At 54.8% G+C, this 17068-nt stretch carries 17 protein-coding genes and 1 rRNA gene; 10 read left to right on the top strand and 8 right to left on the bottom strand.

Features of this window, described 5'->3' with window-relative positions:
* Both rrf and AC0TN7_RS11050 read left to right on the top strand, forming a co-directional pair.
* Positions 1 to 90 (top strand): 5S ribosomal RNA (gene rrf / locus AC0TN7_RS11055); the annotation flags it as partial.
* Positions 91 to 300: 210 nt separating this feature from the next.
* Positions 301 to 1596 carry an MFS transporter gene (locus AC0TN7_RS11050; protein ID WP_208763178.1) on the top strand — a complete coding sequence of 432 codons (1296 nt, stop codon included), beginning with the start codon at positions 301 to 303 and terminating at the stop codon, positions 1594 to 1596.
* Here the strand turns inward: AC0TN7_RS11050 and AC0TN7_RS11045 are convergent.
* The 5 genes from AC0TN7_RS11045 to trxC form a co-directional block, all read right to left on the bottom strand.
* Positions 1593 to 1916, bottom strand: a complete 324-nt coding sequence (locus AC0TN7_RS11045; protein ID WP_024908611.1) for a YfiM family lipoprotein — start codon at positions 1914 to 1916, stop codon at positions 1593 to 1595. The genes AC0TN7_RS11050 and AC0TN7_RS11045 overlap by 4 nt on opposite strands.
* A 45-nt stretch (positions 1917 to 1961) precedes the next feature.
* The gene (pssA, locus tag AC0TN7_RS11040) at positions 1962 to 3317 is read right to left on the bottom strand and encodes a CDP-diacylglycerol--serine O-phosphatidyltransferase (protein ID WP_023333068.1); all 1356 of its coding nucleotides are present in this window, start codon (positions 3315 to 3317) and stop codon (positions 1962 to 1964) included.
* Between the two features lie 110 nt (positions 3318 to 3427).
* The gene (locus tag AC0TN7_RS11035) at positions 3428 to 6091 is read right to left on the bottom strand and encodes a bifunctional acetate--CoA ligase family protein/GNAT family N-acetyltransferase (RefSeq protein WP_473702156.1); all 2664 of its coding nucleotides are present in this window, start codon (positions 6089 to 6091) and stop codon (positions 3428 to 3430) included.
* A gap of 35 nt (positions 6092 to 6126) precedes the next feature.
* Positions 6127 to 6825 carry a tRNA-uridine aminocarboxypropyltransferase gene (locus tag AC0TN7_RS11030; protein ID WP_024908613.1) on the bottom strand — a complete coding sequence of 233 codons (699 nt, stop codon included), beginning with the start codon at positions 6823 to 6825 and terminating at the stop codon, positions 6127 to 6129.
* Positions 6826 to 6894: 69 nt separating this feature from the next.
* Positions 6895 to 7314: a thioredoxin TrxC gene (gene trxC / locus AC0TN7_RS11025; RefSeq protein WP_024908614.1), complete on the bottom strand. Its 420-nt coding sequence runs from the start codon at positions 7312 to 7314 to the stop codon at positions 6895 to 6897.
* A gap of 204 nt (positions 7315 to 7518) precedes the next feature.
* Here trxC and AC0TN7_RS11020 point away from each other — a divergent pair, with 204 nt between their 5' ends.
* Positions 7519 to 8649: a tRNA/rRNA methyltransferase gene (locus AC0TN7_RS11020; RefSeq protein WP_032648656.1), complete on the top strand. Its 1131-nt coding sequence runs from the start codon at positions 7519 to 7521 to the stop codon at positions 8647 to 8649.
* A gap of 40 nt (positions 8650 to 8689) precedes the next feature.
* On the opposite strand, the gene ung is transcribed toward AC0TN7_RS11020, so the two are convergent.
* Positions 8690 to 9379, bottom strand: coding sequence for a uracil-DNA glycosylase (ung, locus tag AC0TN7_RS11015; RefSeq protein WP_023333064.1), 690 nt, complete (start codon positions 9377 to 9379; stop codon positions 8690 to 8692).
* 313 nt (positions 9380 to 9692) lie between these two features.
* Here ung and grcA point away from each other — a divergent pair, with 313 nt between their 5' ends.
* Positions 9693 to 10076: an autonomous glycyl radical cofactor GrcA gene (grcA, locus tag AC0TN7_RS11010; RefSeq protein ID WP_008502190.1), complete on the top strand. Its 384-nt coding sequence runs from the start codon at positions 9693 to 9695 to the stop codon at positions 10074 to 10076.
* A gap of 48 nt (positions 10077 to 10124) precedes the next feature.
* On the opposite strand, the gene srmB is transcribed toward grcA, so the two are convergent.
* Positions 10125 to 11453, bottom strand: coding sequence for an ATP-dependent RNA helicase SrmB (gene srmB, locus AC0TN7_RS11005; protein WP_023344704.1), 1329 nt, complete (start codon positions 11451 to 11453; stop codon positions 10125 to 10127).
* A gap of 132 nt (positions 11454 to 11585) precedes the next feature.
* Here srmB and trmN point away from each other — a divergent pair, with 132 nt between their 5' ends.
* Positions 11586 to 12323 (top strand): tRNA(1)(Val) (adenine(37)-N(6))-methyltransferase TrmN, encoded by a 738-nt coding sequence (gene trmN / locus AC0TN7_RS11000; RefSeq protein ID WP_023344703.1) that lies wholly within the window; start codon positions 11586 to 11588, stop codon positions 12321 to 12323.
* Here the strand turns inward: trmN and nadB are convergent.
* Positions 12308 to 13927, bottom strand: coding sequence for an L-aspartate oxidase (gene nadB, locus AC0TN7_RS10995; protein ID WP_290093692.1), 1620 nt, complete (start codon positions 13925 to 13927; stop codon positions 12308 to 12310). The two genes, trmN and nadB, sit on opposite strands and share 16 nt — an antisense overlap.
* Before the next feature lie 343 nt (positions 13928 to 14270).
* On the opposite strand from nadB, the gene rseD reads away from it, so the two are divergent.
* From rseD to rseC, 5 genes are read left to right on the top strand one after another with little or no spacing between them, the layout of a single operon-like run.
* Positions 14271 to 14354 carry a rpoE leader peptide RseD gene (gene rseD / locus AC0TN7_RS10990; RefSeq protein WP_223605340.1) on the top strand — a complete coding sequence of 28 codons (84 nt, stop codon included), beginning with the start codon at positions 14271 to 14273 and terminating at the stop codon, positions 14352 to 14354.
* Entirely contained in the window at positions 14351 to 14926 is a 576-nt protein-coding gene (rpoE, locus tag AC0TN7_RS10985; RefSeq protein WP_006176728.1) for an RNA polymerase sigma factor RpoE, read from the top strand. The genes rseD and rpoE overlap by 4 nt, the downstream gene beginning before the upstream one ends.
* A 31-nt stretch (positions 14927 to 14957) precedes the next feature.
* Positions 14958 to 15608, top strand: a complete 651-nt coding sequence (gene rseA / locus AC0TN7_RS10980) for an anti-sigma-E factor RseA (protein WP_008502186.1) — start codon at positions 14958 to 14960, stop codon at positions 15606 to 15608.
* A complete protein-coding gene (gene rseB, locus AC0TN7_RS10975; RefSeq protein ID WP_023308851.1) occupies positions 15608 to 16561 on the top strand; it encodes a sigma-E factor regulatory protein RseB in 954 nt (317 codons plus the stop codon). The genes rseA and rseB overlap by 1 nt, the downstream gene beginning before the upstream one ends.
* On the top strand, positions 16558 to 17034 hold the full coding sequence (gene rseC, locus AC0TN7_RS10970) for a SoxR-reducing system protein RseC (RefSeq protein WP_473702155.1): 477 nt from the start codon (positions 16558 to 16560) through the stop codon (positions 17032 to 17034). The genes rseB and rseC overlap by 4 nt, the downstream gene beginning before the upstream one ends.
* Positions 17035 to 17068 lie beyond the last annotated feature (34 nt).

The following is a 17068-nucleotide window of genomic DNA, read 5'->3' as shown; positions in this document are numbered from 1 at the left end:
ACCTGACCCCATGCCGAACTCAGAAGTGAAACGCCGTAGCGCCGATGGTAGTGTGGGGTCTCCCCATGTGAGAGTAGGGAACTGCCAGGCATCAATTAAGAAGAACCCCGTACCGTAAGGTGCGGGGTTTTTTGCTTTTGTCTTTCCCACTCTGGCTTTTGTCTTAATCCCTTATCCTGCTAATGGAATGTGTGATCTCTGTCTCAATGTGGTTTATAACAAAATTATAACATTTCATTTACGAGGTTATTGAGTCTCCTGGCTCAATACGCCGCAGTTTATGGCAGGAGCATAATCACAATGACAGAAAGCATGACATCAAACGGGACGCTGGCTCACAGTGATACCCGAAGAAGGGTATGGGCAATCATCAGCGCCTCTTCAGGGAATCTGGTTGAATGGTTCGACTTTTACGTCTACTCATTCTGTTCACTCTACTTTGCACATATTTTCTTCCCCTCCGGCAACACCACCACGCAGCTGCTACAAACGGCAGGAGTCTTCGCCGCAGGCTTCTTGATGCGACCCATCGGGGGATGGCTGTTCGGCCGTATTGCGGATCGTCGCGGGCGTAAGGCCTCTATGCTGATCTCGGTGTGCATGATGTGCTTTGGCTCGCTGGTGATCGCCTGCTTACCGGGATATGCATCGATTGGTACCTGGGCACCGGCGCTACTTTTGCTGGCCCGCTTATTCCAGGGATTATCGGTGGGCGGTGAATACGGTACCAGTGCGACCTACATGAGTGAGATTGCCCTCGAGGGCCGTAAAGGTTTTTACGCCTCATTCCAGTACGTCACGCTGATTGGCGGTCAACTGCTGGCCATTCTTGTGGTGGTGATCCTGCAGCAGATTCTGACGGACGAACAACTTCATGCCTGGGGATGGCGAATTCCTTTCGCAATGGGCGCTGTACTGGCGGTCGTTGCACTTTGGCTACGCCGTCAGCTAGATGAAACCTCTCAGAAAGAGGTCAGGATGCTGAAGGAGGCGGGAACATTCAAAGGGTTATGGCGTAACCGCAAAGCTTTCCTTATGGTGCTTGGCTTTACGGCGGGCGGCTCTCTCAGTTTCTACACGTTCACCACCTATATGCAGAAGTACCTGGTGAACACTACCGGCATGCACGCAAATGTCGCCAGCGTAGTCATGACCGTTGCGCTGTTTGTCTTTATGCTCATACAACCCGTTATCGGTGCGCTCTCGGATAAAATCGGTCGACGTACGTCGATGCTGATTTTTGGCGGGCTGTCGGCATTATGTACCGTACCTATTCTGTCTGCCCTTCAGCATGTGACTTCGCCCTATGCCGCGTTTGCACTGGTGATGCTGGCGATGGTGATTGTCAGTTTCTATACCTCTATCAGCGGGATACTGAAAGCTGAAATGTTCCCGGCGCAGGTACGTGCTTTAGGGGTAGGGCTCTCTTATGCGGTGGCTAATGCGCTATTTGGCGGATCGGCGGAGTACGTTGCGTTGTCGCTTAAATCATGGGGAAGTGAAACGACATTCTTCTGGTACGTAACGATAATGGGCGCACTGGCATTTGTTGTTTCCCTGATGCTGCATCGCAAAGGGAAAGGTATTCGACTTTAATAGCGCGCCATCTGCCACACGGCATAGCCGGTCGTTGCGCCGGCGACATCCCAGGCGAAATCTTTCCAGCTCCAGCCGCTCCCTGCGGGGCGGCTATCCCACAGTTCTTTTGATGCCCCAAGACCCACTGAGAACATCAGCCCTATCGCCGCGCTACGATCCCGGCTGTATCCCTGATGCTGCGCATATTCATTACCGGCTGCGGACAACATCGCAGAAGCGAGGAAATGCTGTGCTTTATCCTGTCCGGACCAGTTATCGTTGGCCATATGGCTACAGCCACTCAGGAAGAAGACGCTCAGTAACAGAGGAATACGCATCAACGGGCTCCATAAAAAAGCCCTGCGGGTGGCAGGGCCTGGATATTACAGAATGCGGCTGATAAGTCGGTCGATACGGATACGACGTAAGCGGCGGATAAGCTTGCGGACTTTCACCGGGTAATCGGCAATGCTCTGCAGTTCTCGGTAATGATTAACCACTGTCGTGTGGGTGCGAATCAGCTCCAGCTCACGCTCACGTTTTGCGGCTAACTCATGCTGCGGGTCATGGATCAGGATAGCGTTTTCCAGATCCAGTCGCCACGCGCGTGGGTTCAGGTTGTTACCGGTCAGCAGCATCCACTCATCGTCGACCCACATTCCTTTCAGATGGTAAGTGTTATCTTCGTCTTTCCAGAGACGCACAACCAGCTGGTCAGTGTTGACGTAATACTGTAAACGGCTCAGGAAACGGCGCAGGTTAATCTCATAGAGATAAGGCAGCGCACCGATGATTTTGAACGGCTGATCTTCAGGAATGAAGAAGTCGTTTGCCGTTTTATCACCCACGATGATTTCCACTTTTTTACCGTCGCGTAGCAGCTGAATGATATTACGCACCAGCACGGCAGGAAGGTTGAAGTACGGCGTACAGATGGTGAGTTTCTGCTCCGCGCACGGCATCAGATGGAAAATCGTTTTGTTCAGCAGGCTTGATTTGCCGAGCCCGACCAGCGGGGTAACGGATAACTCTTCGTTGTTCGCATCACCCTGGAAATGATAGACCGCATCACGCAGCTCCTGGCGGAAGGCGCGAACATCATTTTTGATTTCCGGGCTTTTAGGGCGCTCGGGATCGTCAAGGCGATTAACGCCGCGGCCATGGACCAGATTTTTATCAACCCAGTTGAACATGATATCGGCCATCTGCGGATTACGGATCAGATGGTAGCGGTCGTAGCGATATTTATCGAGCTGATGAAGGTAAACATCATTCAGACTTGCGCCACTGTAAAGCACGCTGTCATCAATGATAAACCCCTTAAAATGAAGAACGCCGAGTGCTTCACGGGTATTCACCGGGACGCCATAAACAGGCACATCAACGCCAGGATTTTCCTGCGCCGTGCGGCAATACCAGTCGGCATTGGTGTTTGACGCGGCAGCGCCAATACGGCCACGCTGAGCGCGATGCCAGTCTACCAGTACGCGAACATCAAGTTCCGGCCGCTGACGTTTGGCTTCATAGAGCGCGTTCAGGATCGCGCGCCCGCCTTCATCCTGTTCAAGATAAAGCGCCACAATGCAAATGCGTCGCGTGGCGCTGGCAATCTTTTCCAGAAGCGTCTCCCGAAAATGAGCGGGAGCGTAAAAGAACTCTACATCATCAACTGACTGAGAAATCTTCGGTAGTTGAGCAAGGTGTTGTTGATGTTTATTACGCTTAAATTTTGACAACATCACAGTGCGTTTCTTCTCTGTTCATTGAAGGGTTGTCTGTACCATGCAAACAACATAAGCGGACAATGATACCACCAGTCCCGTCCAAAGTGGGTAACATTTCCAGTAGCTTACTCGCGTTTGTCTGCTGATGTCAGACTGAGGGACAAAGCCACAATACCTTCGTCCAGCTGAATATCAACGTCAAACCCAAGTTTTCGCGCCAGGGTCACCATACCGCGATTGTTAGGCATAGTAATGCCATTGAGGCGTAACAATCCGTGATCTCGCGTATAACTGATGAGTTTTTCCAGCAGCCGTCTTCCCAGACCCAGGCCTTTAAGATCGGAGCGCACCAGCACCGCAAACTCCGCATCGACGTTATCCGGGTCAGAAATCGCACGCGTGACGCCGAGGATCTCATCTCCCTTTTCGGAGCGGCGAACGGCAACAAACGCCATTTCTCGATCGTAGTCGATCTGGGTCATATTGGCTAAATCATCGTGGGTAAATTCGTTGATTTCGCTAAAATAGCGATAGTAAAGATCCTCTTTCGTGACCTGAGAGATAAAAGCCCGCAACTGGGGCTCATCTTCCGGCAGGATAGGGCGGAACAAGGCGCGTTCCCCATTCTTCATCTCAACCCACTCCTCCAGCTGCAGGGGATACGGGCGGATCGCCAGACGGCTCTCTCTGTCTCCTTCGAAGGGCGCGATATCCAGGGTTACGTCCAGCGCCGTAAACTCATTGCCGGAGGCGAGCAGCGGATGAATGTCCAGCCGCTGGATCTCGGCACAATCCACAATCAGGTTAGACACCTGCACCAGGAACTGACTTAGCCCGGCAATATCAAGTGGACGCAGCGCGCTCCGGCCACGGACCTTTTTACTTTTAATCGCCTGGATGATCAGATAACGCGCCAGGTTCATGTTCAGCGGCGGTAATGCGACCACGGCCTGCTCCTCCGGACGCCACTCCACGCCACCTTCTCCCAGCATGATGAGCGGGCCGAAGACGGGATCGTGTTCGACTACCACCCGTAATTCCTGAGCGCCTGCGCGGTTGGCCATGCTTTGCACCAGCAATCCGTGGATCCTTGCCTGCGGCCAGGCCATTTTGACCCGATCGAAAATGGCATCGGCGGCCTGCTGCACCTCAGTCGCCGTTCGCAGGTATAACATCACCCCCTGCACATCAGACTTATGCGGGATATCCGGAGAGCGCAGCTTCAGGGCAACCGGATAGCCAATTTGCTCGGCAATATGCACGGCCTCAGCGCTGTCGCTGGCGATCCAGGTCGGCAGGGTTTGCATCCCGTAGCTGCCCAGAATGGGCTGGACCTCATGCGTATCCAGCGACGTCGCGCCTTCTTCAATGGCTTGCTGCAAAAGCCGGTGAACGTCGACGGTGTTCGCCGTCAGATTCCCGGGCAAAGCCGGCGTCTCACGCAGCTGTTTCTGGTTGCGGCGATATTCCACCATATGCATAAAGGCGGTGATGGTGCCTTCCGGCGTACGGTAGGTTGGCAGCCCGGCCTCGCTGAACAAGCGCCGCGCCTCCTGCGAAGAAAACTCGCCGCACCAGTTGGTCAGCAGGGTGACATATTTGCCTCGCGGATGATTGTGCACGGCGTCAATGAGCGCGCGCGCGCTTTCGCTGCCAGGCGCGACCGCGCTGGGGGAGTGGATAATCATCAGCGCATCGAAATCCTGGCTATCCAGCAAAATGGAAATTGCCTTGATATAGCGCTCGCTGCTGGCATCATCGCGCAAATCAAGCGGATTGCCGGGCGTCACGCTGGTCGGAAGCGCGTCTTTCAGGCGCTGCAGCGTCTCTTCACTCAGCGTTGCCAGCTTGCCGAAGCGCCGCCACAGCTCATCCAGGGCGAGTGCCGCAGGGGCTGCACCGTTACTGACAATCATTAACTTCTCGCCGCGCAACGGGCGCATATGGCTTAAGGTCTCAACGGCGGAAAAAAGCTCGTGCGTATCCTGTACCCGCAGCAGCCCCGCACGCTGGATGGCGGCGTCCCAGGCGGGATCCATGCCGGAATGCGAATGCAGCAGACGCTGTGCCGCAGGGCTGCGTCCGCTTTTGATCACCAGGATCGGCTTATTGCGCGACGCGCTTCGCGAAGCCGAGACAAAACGACGCGCGTCGCTGAGGTGCTCAAGATAAAGCAGGATCGCACTGGTTTTACCGTCGCGCGCCAGAAAATCCAGGAGCTCATCAACGTCGATGTCCAGACTGTCGCCAAGGGCAATGAAGTAGGAGAATCCCATTTCGCGCTGCTGCGCCCAGTCAAGGATGGTGTTCGATACCGCAGCCGACTGCGAGATAAACGCGAGTTTGCCTTTGCGGATCGGAACCGGAGAGAAACTGGCGTTCAGCCCCTGCCAGGGGGCGAGCAGTCCAAGACTGTTTGGCCCAAGAATACGCATTTGATAGCGGCTGGCGCAGGCCAGAAGCTCGGCTTTCTGTTCAGGCGGAGACGAGAGAATAATACAGGTTTTACAGCCTTTCTTGCCGAGCGATTCCAGCAGTTCCGGATTACGCTTCGCGTTTGTACACAGTACGGCAAGATCCGGTACGAAAGGCAGGCTCCGTACATCGGGCCATGCAAGCACTCCCTGAACCGCCTTATACGCCGGCGTGACGGGCATGACGGGGCCATTAAACCCCCCGGCCAGCAGGTTACGCATCATCAGATAGCCAGCACGATCCGGTTTCATTGATGCGCCAATGACGGCAATGGATTTAGGACGAAGTAGCGCTTCTAACCCTCGCTGGCTCATGCAGGCCTCCTGTGAATGCAAGCGACCTGATGATTTTAAACGCTTTCTGGCTCGAGTGCTGTGACGCTGCCCTTATGAACGGTTTTTCCCGCCAGATAGCGCTCCCGGAAGCATGAGAAATGGTTGCCAAGAGCCCCAGCTGCAGCCGTATCACCTGCCAAATCCAGAAGCGCAATGGCAACTTCGGCGGTGCAGTATTGCCCGTCAGCATGCGCTTCACGCAGGCGGTAGGCGGAGACGCGGGAAAGATCGACAGAAATCACCGGCAGTGCGTCGAGATACGGGCTTTTGCGAAACATTTTTCGCGCTTCGGTCCAGGTGCCGTCCAGCATAATAAACAGCGGTGGTTTACCGGATGGCGGCACTGAAAGCACCTGGCGATCCGCACCTGCGTATGACGCGGGGAAAACGACCATCGGCTGATAGTCCTTGCTTGCCACTAAATCGAGCAGGGCCTGAGGCGGCTCCGTACGGGACCACTGAAACGCGGCGGTATCCGGCAGAATATCGGCGATAAGACGCCCCGTATTGCTGGGTTTCATCGGCTCGGTATCGAACATGACCAGACAAAAACGACTCTCCGCCGTACTCGGGGCCAGCGTCTCGCACAGACAAACCTTCAGCGGCAGCAGGCAGCGCTGACAGCGGCGAATACGGTTGCCTCGGGCGAGGAACGGTCGGGTAGCGCGCGCAAGGCGTTCGGCGCGTAATTGAAGAACAGCGTTATCAGTCATGGGCGAAATGCAGGAAAAACCCTATTTTCGCAGAGGCGGGAGCGGGGCACAAGATGTGCCCCGTGAATGTTACAGCGACTCGTTTAACCAGCTTTCAAAAGGTGCTTTTGGAACCGCACCGTTAAGCATATCGATCACTTCACCATTTTTGAAAATCATGATGGTCGGGATGCTGCGAATACGAAAACGGGCGCTCAGTTCGGGTTCGGCTTCGGTATTGACCTTCACGAAGCGTATTTTTCCGCTGCGCTCTTCGGCCACGTCTTCGAAGATCGGCGCGAAGCTACGGCATGGGCCGCACCATGGCGCCCAGAAATCGATCACGACAGGAAGATCGTCCTTGAGGAGTTTGTCCAGCGTAGCACCCGTCGCATTAATGACCTCGCCATCAAATAATTCATGGCCACAACGTCCGCATTTCGCACCATCTTCCATCCGATCGTCCGGAATGCGGTTAAGAGCCTGACAGTTGGCACATACGGTATTCATAACTAACCTCTGATAGAGCCGTGGGACAGCGGCAGAACGCCGATAATGTTTCTAATATGTTACATATTATCAATGAGCCTGTTTGAAACAACAATGCGTTTTATTCAATGAGAACAATAGTCACAGGCTTTTGTACGAAATTATGGCTATGCGCTGGCACATCGGGTAATCTGCGCGCTTCGCGCAGCGCTGGTGGAGAAAAGCATGAACGACGAAATGAAAAACAAAAGCGGCAAGGTCAAAGTGATGTATGTCCGCAGTGATGATGACTCTGATAAACGCACCCAAAATCCGCGTACCGGAAAAGGTGGCGGGCGTCCGGCGTCTTCTCGTGCAGACGGTGGCCGTCGCCCCGCCCGCGATGACAGAAATTCCCGCGGTGATGACCGCAAACGTGACGATCGCAAACGCGATGACCGTCCGCGTTCCGACCGCCCACGTAGTGACCGTCCACGCGACGATCGTCCGCGTGATGACTTCTCGCGTGATAACGGCTCCCCGTGGCGCACTGTTTCTCGCGCCCCTGGCGATGAGACGCCGGAAAAAGCCGATCACGGCGGTATTAGCGGTAAAAGCTTTATCGATCCGGAAGTGCTGCGCCGTCAGCGTGCGGAAGAGACCCGCGTGTACGGCGAGAACGCTTGCCAGGCGCTGTTCCAGAGCCGTCCTGAGTGTATCGTCCGCGCCTGGTTCATCCAGAGCGTGACTCCGCGCTTTAAAGAAGCGCTGCGCTGGATGGCCGCGAACCGTAAAGCCTACCACGTCGTGGATGATGCCGAGCTGACCAAAGCCTCCGGTACTGAACACCACGGCGGCGTCTGCTTCCTGATCAAAAAACGTAACGGCACGACCGTGCAGCAGTGGGTCAGCCAGGCGGATGCCGATGACTGCGTGCTGGCGCTGGAAGATGTAGGTAACCCGCACAACCTGGGCGCAATGATGCGTAGCTGCGCGCACTTTGGCGTGAAAGGCGTGCTGTTGCAGGATGCCGCGCTGCTGGAATCCGGTGCCGCGATCCGTACTGCGGAAGGCGGAGCCGAGCACGTACAGCCGATCACCGGCGACAGCGTGCTGGATGCTCTTGAGCAGTTCCGTAAAGCGGGTTATTCCATCGTGACCACCTCGAGCCATGCCGGTACGCCGCTGTTTAAAGCGACGCTGCCGCGTAAAATGGTGCTGGTATTAGGTCAGGAACGTGATGGTCTGTCTGACGCGGCGCTCTCGAGTGCGGATCTGAGCGTCTCTATCGACGGAACAGGCAACGTGGAAAGTCTGAACGTATCCGTTGCGACCGGCGTGCTGCTGGCCGAGTGGTGGCGTCAGAACAAAGCGTAAGCCTCTTAATGTGCCGGGTCTGACCCGGCACATTCAAATACTACTCGCTCTCTGCCGGTAACACAGGCATCCAGTCAATCGGCGTTTCGCCACGTTTTTCCAGCCATTCATTCGCCAGAACAAAATGATTACTGCCAAAGAAACCGCGATGTGCAGACAGCGGTGACGGGTGCGGTGCTTTCAACACGTGATGCCGTTGACGATCGATAATCGCCCCTTTCTTCTGCGCATGCGATCCCCAGAGTAAAAACACAACCCCTTCACGATGCTCGTTGATAAGGCTGATGACTTTATCGGTAAAGGTCTCCCACCCAAGGCTGGCGTGCGAGTGCGCCTGGCCCGCCCGTACGGTAAGCACCGTATTCAGTAACAGCACGCCCTGACGCGCCCAGCTTTCCAGGTAGCCGTGGTTTGGCCGGGTAAAACCGGGCACGGTTCCCTCAAGCTCTTTATACATGTTGAGCAGAGAAGGGGGGATAGCCACGCCCGGACGGACGGAAAACGCCAGCCCATGCGCCTGGCCCGGGCCGTGATAGGGATCCTGGCCCAGAATGACCACTTTCACATCGCTCAATTCGGTGTAGCGAAAGGCGTTGAACACATCTTTCTGCGGCGGGTAAATCGTCTGTCCGGACTGACGCTCAGCGGCAACGGTGCTGAGCGTATTGATAAAATAAGGCTGCTGCTTTTCTTCTGCCAGCACGTCATGCCAGGTTAAAGGTGTTGTCATCTCGCTCTCCTGCGAATCTCAATCTGTGACTAGCTTACCTGTTTAACCCCGGTGAGCAAAATTACACGCTGAAATGTGCACTAAGTGGCTAAATTTATTTTGAAAAGATGCAGTACAAGTTGAATTGGTAAAGCTGTGAAATTGATCTAAAACAATAAATTCAAACCACACTCTTTATGTGGTTGGTGTTTTTGTTGATTTAAATCAATAAATCACCGGGGTGTGAATGATATATATACACACAAGAAACAATGGTTTTACCAATTGGCCGCGAGAGGCCGACATCAGTTAATGTAGCCTAGGGAGGCAACACATGATTACAGGTATCCAGATTACTAAAGCTGCAAATGACGATCTGCTCAATTCTTTCTGGCTGCTGGACAGCGAGAAAAACGAAGCGCGCTGTGTCGTTGCGAAAGCGGGTTTTGCTGAAGATGAAATCGTGCCGGTGAGCAAACTGGGCGAAATCGAGTACCGTGAAATTCCAATGGAAGTGAAACCGGAAGTGCGCGTGGAAGGTGGTCAGCACCTGAACGTAAACGTACTGCGCCGCGAAACGCTGATGGACGCGGTTGAGCACCCTGAAAAATACCCGCAGCTGACTATCCGCGTGTCCGGCTATGCGGTTCGCTTTAACTCACTGACTCCAGAACAGCAGCGCGACGTTATCGCCCGTACCTTTACTGAAAGCCTGTAACGGCTTCAGCAGGGGGAATAAAAAAGCCGGGGATTTCCCCGGCTTTTTTTACTCTTCAGTTTTCGTCTCTGGTGCGGCAGAGCTTGGCTTACGGCGCTTACCAATATTTTTGGTATCGCGGTGGCGCTGCTTCACGCGCGGTTTCTCTTTTTCTTTCTCTTTTCTCTCAGCACGTTTCGCGAGCGCTTTCTTGGACGGTTTACCCGTCATTTTTTCACTCGGCGCACGTGTGGTTGGGCGCAAGCCGTCAATAACGCGCGCTTTCAGCGGCTCGTCAACATAGCGGCCAATTTTCTGCAGCAGCAGGTAGTCATGCGCTTCAACCAGTGAAATCGCAATCCCTTTGCGACCCGCGCGGCCGGTACGGCCAATACGGTGCAGATAGGTATCGCCGCTGCGCGGCATATCGAAGTTAATGACGTGGCTGACGTCCGGAATGTCGATCCCGCGAGCGGCCACGTCTGTGGCAACCAGCACGTTAACGCGGCCATCGGTCAGGCGCTTAATGCCTTCGGTACGCTTGATCTGCGCCATCTCGCCTTCGAGATAGCAGTTGTTGATCCCGGCGTTACGTAGCATTTCTGCCAGCTCATGCACGCGCTCGCGCTTACGGACAAACACGATTGTGCGCAGCGCATCTTCCTGCTTCAGCAGGTGTTTGAGCAATTCGACCTTGTGCTCAAGGTTGTCCGCGCGGTAGTACCACTGGTGGATCTTCTTACGCTCACGGGTGGACGGCGTCGCCGACACTTCCACCGGATCTTCCAGCAGACGCTCTGCGAAGTCTTTAATCGCTTCCCCTTCGAGGGTGGCAGAGAACAGCATCGTCTGGTTACGCCAGCGCGTTTCCCCGGCAATGTGCTCGATATCCTGTGCGAAGCCCATGTCCAGCATACGGTCGGCTTCGTCGAGGATCAGCGTTTCAACCGCGCGGCAGTCGAAGTTCTCTTCTTTAATGTACTGCAGCAGGCGGCCCGTCGTCGCAACGACGATGTCCTGGTTTTCGCTGAACACTTCGGCGTGGTTCATATACGCAACGCCGCCGGTGATGGTCGCGATATCCAGATGAGTATTTGCCGCGAGTTCACGCGCATGATCGGCAACCTGCATGGCCAGTTCGCGCGTAGGCGTCAGGATTAAAATACGCGGCGGGCCAGATTTTTTACGTGGAAAGTCGAGCAGATGCTGCAACACAGGCAGCAAATAGGCTGCTGTCTTCCCCGTGCCGGTTGGCGCAGAACCGAGCACATCGCGGCCCTCAAGCGCAGGCGGAATGGCCGCTGCCTGAATGGCGGTCGGGCGTGTAAAGCCTTTGCTCTCAAGTGCATTGAGCAGGCTTTCATCGAGTTCAAGTTCGGAAAAAGTCGTTACAGTCATGTTCTACCTCTGTGTGGGGCGCTGATTATAGACGTTACGGCTGTAATCTTCATCTGTTTGTATGGATATCGCTTTTCGGCCACTTCGCTTTCCCCTATGCTACTCCAGTTTCACTTAGAAGGTTGCCCTGACATGTCTCAACTCAAAGCGCAGCTGCGCCGCGATGGTTTTACGTTTAAACAATTTTTTGTCGCTCACGATCGCTGTGCCATGAAAGTCGGTACAGACGGTATTTTACTGGGAGCGTGGGCGCCTGTCGCAGGTGTTAAGCGTATTCTTGATATCGGTACCGGCAGCGGGCTGGTGGCGTTGATGCTGGCGCAGCGTACGGAAGAACATGTCACCATCGATGCCGTCGAACTGGATGCTCAGGCCGCAGAGCAGGCGAGTGACAATATGGCCGAATCTCCCTGGGCAGCCCGAATGAAGGTGGAATGCGCAGATGTGCTGGCCTGGGCACCTGAACAAACCGCGCGTTACGATCTGATCGTCAGTAACCCTCCCTACTACGAGCCCGGCGTTGAGTGTGGGACACCCGAGCGTGAACAGGCGCGTTATACCGGCTCCCTCGATCATAAAGCGCTGCTCACCAGTGCGGCGGAACTCATCTCCGAAGAAGGTTTTTTCTGCGTGGTCCTGCCTGAGAGTACCGGCAACACGTTCATCGGTATCGCGCAGGAGATCGGCTGGACGTTACGTCTGCGTACCGATATTTCGGATACGGAAGGACGACTGCCGCACCGCGTGCTGCTGGCGCTCTCGCCAAAAGAGGGTGAATGCTTTAATGACCGAATGGTGATCCGTGGGCCAGACCAGCGTTATTCCGAAGATTACACTGCTCTGACCCAGGCGTTTTATCTGTTTATGTAAACCTGAGGGGCGAGGATCGAGGGGCCGGATACAGCAAGCTGATCCGGGTAGTCCAGCGTATAGTGCAGTCCACGGCTCTCTTTACGCATCATCGCGCAGCGAACGATCAGCTCGGCAACCTGCACCAGATTGCGCAGCTCCAGCAGGTTATTGGATACGCGGAAATTGGCATAATACTCATCAATTTCCTGCTGCAGCATGGTGATGCGGCGCAAGGCGCGCTCCAGGCGTTTCGTGGTGCGCACAATCCCCACGTAGTCCCACATAAACAGCCGTAGCTCATGCCAGTTATGCTGGATCACGACCAGCTCGTCCGGATTATCCACCCGACTTTCATCCCAGGCAGGCAGATGCTCTGTTTCACGGGCATAAGGCATGCGCTTCGCGATGTCTTCCGCTGCTGACCAGCCGTACACCAGGCACTCAAGCAGTGAGTTAGAGGCCATACGGTTCGCGCCGTGTAGCCCGGTATAGCTGACCTCACCGATAGCATACAGACCATCCACATCGGTACGACCATGATCGTCAACCATGACCCCACCGCAGGTATAGTGGGCCGCCGGCACAATCGGCACCGGATCGCGCGTTAAATCAATGCCAAGATTGAGCAGCTTTTCGTAGATCATCGGGAAATGCTGACGAATGAACTCTGCTGGCTTATGGCTGATATCGAGATACATGCAGTCCACGCCAAGACGCTTCATTTCATGATCGATGGCGCGGGCAACGATATCGCGCGGGGCCAGTTCACCCCGGGCGTCAAAGTCCGGCATAAAGCGGGAGCCGTCAGGGCGTTTCAGATAAGCACCTTCACCGCGCAGGGCTTCCGTCAGCAGGAAGTTGCGCGCCTGAGGGTGGAACAGGGCGGTTGGGTGAAACTGATTAAACTCGAGGTTCGCCACCCGGCAGCCGGCGCGCCAGGCCATCGCGATACCGTCTCCGGAGGCAATGTCCGGGTTCGTGGTGTACTGATACACTTTAGAGGCGCCGCCCGTGGCCAGCACCACGGCCTTCGCCTGGCAGGTTTCCACCTTCTCTTTATTGCGGTTCCAGACCCAGGCGCCCACCACGCGACGCGTCCCCGGCAGGCCAATCTTGTCGGAGATAATCAGGTCAACGGCGTTACTTCGTTCAAGCACCCGAATATTAGGATGGCTCAGCGCCTTGCCGACCAGCGTGGTCTCCACTTCTTTACCGGTGGCATCCGCTGCGTGCAGGATGCGGCGGTGGCTATGGCCGCCTTCGCGCGTCAGGTGGTAGCTCTCTTCGCCGTTGGGTTGAACCTGCGTATCGAATAAGACGCCCTGGTCGATGAGCCACTGCACACAATGGCGGGCATTGCTGGCGACAAACTCTGCGGCGTGCGCATCCACGATCCCGGCCCCGGCAATCAGCGTATCATCGACGTGGGAAGCAATGCTGTCTGTCTCATCAAACACGGCGGCAATGCCACCCTGGGCATAAAACGTGGAACCTTCACTTATCGGTCCTTTACTCAGAACGATAACGTTTTGATGTTCGGCCAGGCGCAGCGCCAGAGAGAGACCGGCAGCGCCGCTGCCGATGATCAGTACATCACAATGAAGTTCAGGTGTTGTGTTCATGATTGTTGTTTAATTTACTAAACAGTGTTGGGTCAGAATAGCACTCGAATGCGATTTATCGCACGTTTTTTTTATAGGCTGTTGCAATGGCTAAACGCGTAAGCGGAGGTAAACGGAGGGTAAATGAGTGAAATTATTTTGCGAAGCAGATCGTTAGCGTCAGATTTTGTGATGAAATAAAGCCTGTGTTGCGTTACTCTTCTGGCGGGAAAAAGATGTTTCTTGTCAGAAAGTGGTGCGTATCGTGAACAGACTTATAATGAGAGAAAATGAACAGTCTGCGGCGCGATGAACAAAAACAAAGGCGTTACGGAACTTATTGAAGATCAGACACTCTAATTCGGTGCTTGCTCAAAGTGCGGTATTTTTAGAGTGGCGTTTCGATAACGCGTGGAATTTAGGTTTGGGGAGACATTACCTCGGATGAGCGAGCAGTTAACGGACCAGGTCCTGGTTGAACGGGTCCAGAAGGGAGATCAGAAAGCCTTTAACTTACTGGTGGTGCGCTACCAGCATAAGGTGGCGAGCCTGGTTTCCCGCTATGTACCGTCAGGCGATGTGCCTGATGTGGTGCAAGAGTCTTTTATTAAGGCCTATCGCGCGCTGGATTCTTTCCGGGGAGATAGTGCTTTTTATACCTGGCTGTACCGTATTGCGGTCAATACGGCAAAGAATTATCTGGTCGCTCAGGGCCGTCGTCCGCCTTCTAGTGATGTGGACGCAATCGACGCCGAAAACTTCGAAAGTGGCGGCGCATTGAAAGAAATTTCGAACCCTGAGAACTTAATGTTGTCAGAAGAACTGAGACAAATCGTTTTTCGCACGATCGAGTCGCTCCCGGAAGATTTACGCATGGCAATTACGTTACGGGAGCTTGATGGTCTGAGCTATGAAGAGATAGCCGCTATCATGGATTGTCCGGTCGGCACGGTACGTTCACGAATTTTCCGTGCGCGAGAAGCTATTGATAATAAAGTTCAACCGCTTATCAGGCGTTGACGATAGCGGGATACTGGAAAAGGTATTAGGCATGCAGAAAGAAAAACTTTCCGCTTTAATGGATGGTGAAACGGTTGATAGTGAGCTGCTCAACGAGCTGTCTCATTCTCCCGAAATGCAAGAGACCTGGGAGAGTTACCATCTCATCCGTGACACCCTTCGCGGTGACACCGGCGAGGTTCTCCATTTCGATATCTCAGCCCGCGTCATGGCGGCGATTGAGAATGAGCCTGTTCATCAGACCACTCCGCTGATTCCTGAAGCTCAACCCGCACCTCACCAGTGGCAGAAAATGCCGTTCTGGCAAAAGGTGCGTCCGTGGGCCAGCCAGCTTACCCAAATGGGTGTGGCTGCATGCGTATCGCTTGCAGTTATCGTTGGCGTCCAGCACTATAATACTCAGTCTGAAACTAATCAGCAGCCAGAAGCGCCAGTGTTTAACACACTGCCGATGATGGGCAAAGCCAGCCCGGTAAGCCTGGGCGTACCGGCTGATGCTTCCGCCAGCGGCGGTCAGCAGCAGCAGGTTCAGGAGCAGCGCCGTCGCATTAATGCGATGTTGCAGGATTACGAGTTGCAGCGTCGCCTGCACTCTGAACAGCTTCAGTTTGAGCAGGCCCAGACACAGCAAGCTGCTGTGCAGGTGCCCGGAAACCAAACTTTAGGAACGCAATCGCAGTAATGAAGCAACTTTGGTTCGCCATGTCTCTGATGGCGGGTAGCCTGTTCTTCTCTGCCAACGCCTCGGCTGATGTATCATCCGGGGCGTTGTTGCAGCAAATGAATCTGGCCAGCCAGTCACTCAATTACGAGTTGGCATTTATCAGCATCAATAAGCAGGGCGTCGAGTCGTTACGCTATCGTCATGCCCGTCTTGATAACCAGCCGCTCGCCCAGCTTTTACAGATGGATGGCCCGCGTCGGGAAGTTGTCCAGCGTGGTAATGAAATCAGCTATTTCGAGCCAGGCCTGGAACCTTTCACGCTGAATGGCGATTATATCGTTGATTCTCTGCCGTCACTCATTTACACCGATTTCAAACGGCTTGCCCCTTACTACGATTTTATTTCGGTAGGGCGTACCCGTATCGCGGACAGACTGTGCGAGGTGATTCGGGTTGTTGCCCGGGACGGAACGCGTTACAGCTATATTGTCTGGATCGACGCGGAAACCAAACTCCCCATGCGTGTTGACCTCCTCGACCGCGACGGTGAAACGCTGGAACAGTTCCGGGTGATCTCCTTCAGCGTGAACAATCAGGTTGGTAACAGCATGCAGAACCTGGCTAAGGCCAGCCTGCCGCCGCTGCTTTCTGTTCCGGCAGGAGACTCCGTTAATTTCAACTGGGTACCTGCCTGGATCCCGCAAGGGTTTAGCGAAGTGTCCAGCAGCCGCCGTCAGCTGCCAACGATTGAAACGCCAGTGGAATCGCGCCTCTATTCCGATGGTTTGTTCAGTTTCTCGGTGAATATCAATCGCGCAACGGCAAACAGCGCCGAACAAATGCTGCGTACCGGGCGCCGTACGGTGAGTACAACGGTACGCGATAACGCGGAGATCACCATTGTGGGAGAACTCCCTCCGCAAACGGCGAAGCGCATTTCCGACAGCATTAAATTCAGGGCCGCACAATGATCAAAGAGTGGGCGACGGTTGTCTCGTGGCAGAACGGCATTGCGCTGGTGAGCTGCGATGTAAAAGCCTCATGTAATAGCTGTGCATCCCGGGCCGGCTGCGGTAGCCGCATGCTGAATAAGCTCGGGCCGCAAACATCGCACACGATTTCTGTGCCAAGTGAACAGCCGCTGATGGCGGGGCAAAAGGTAGAGCTGGGCATCGCGGAAGGCAGTCTGCTCAGCTCCGCCATGCTGGTCTATCTCTCTCCGCTGATCGGGCTGTTTATCATGGGCGGCGTTTTCCAGATGCTGTTTGGCACCGACGGAGCCGCCATGTGCGGTGCCGCATTAGGTGGTCTGGGGGGATTCTGGCTCGCCAAAGGCCTCTCCCCGACGCTCGCCGCACGCGAGGAGTGGCAGCCTGTCATTCTCAGCGTTGGGCTGGCGCCAGACCAGCTTCGTGTTGAAACGCTCTCTTCTGAGGCCCGGTGATCCATCGGGCTTTATCATTTTTTACGTTCCAAAA

This window comes from Enterobacter sp. PL_is511 (genome assembly GCF_055816065.1).
The sequence above is the reverse complement of the archived record's forward strand: the minus strand, read 5'-3'. Positions and strand labels throughout refer to the sequence as shown.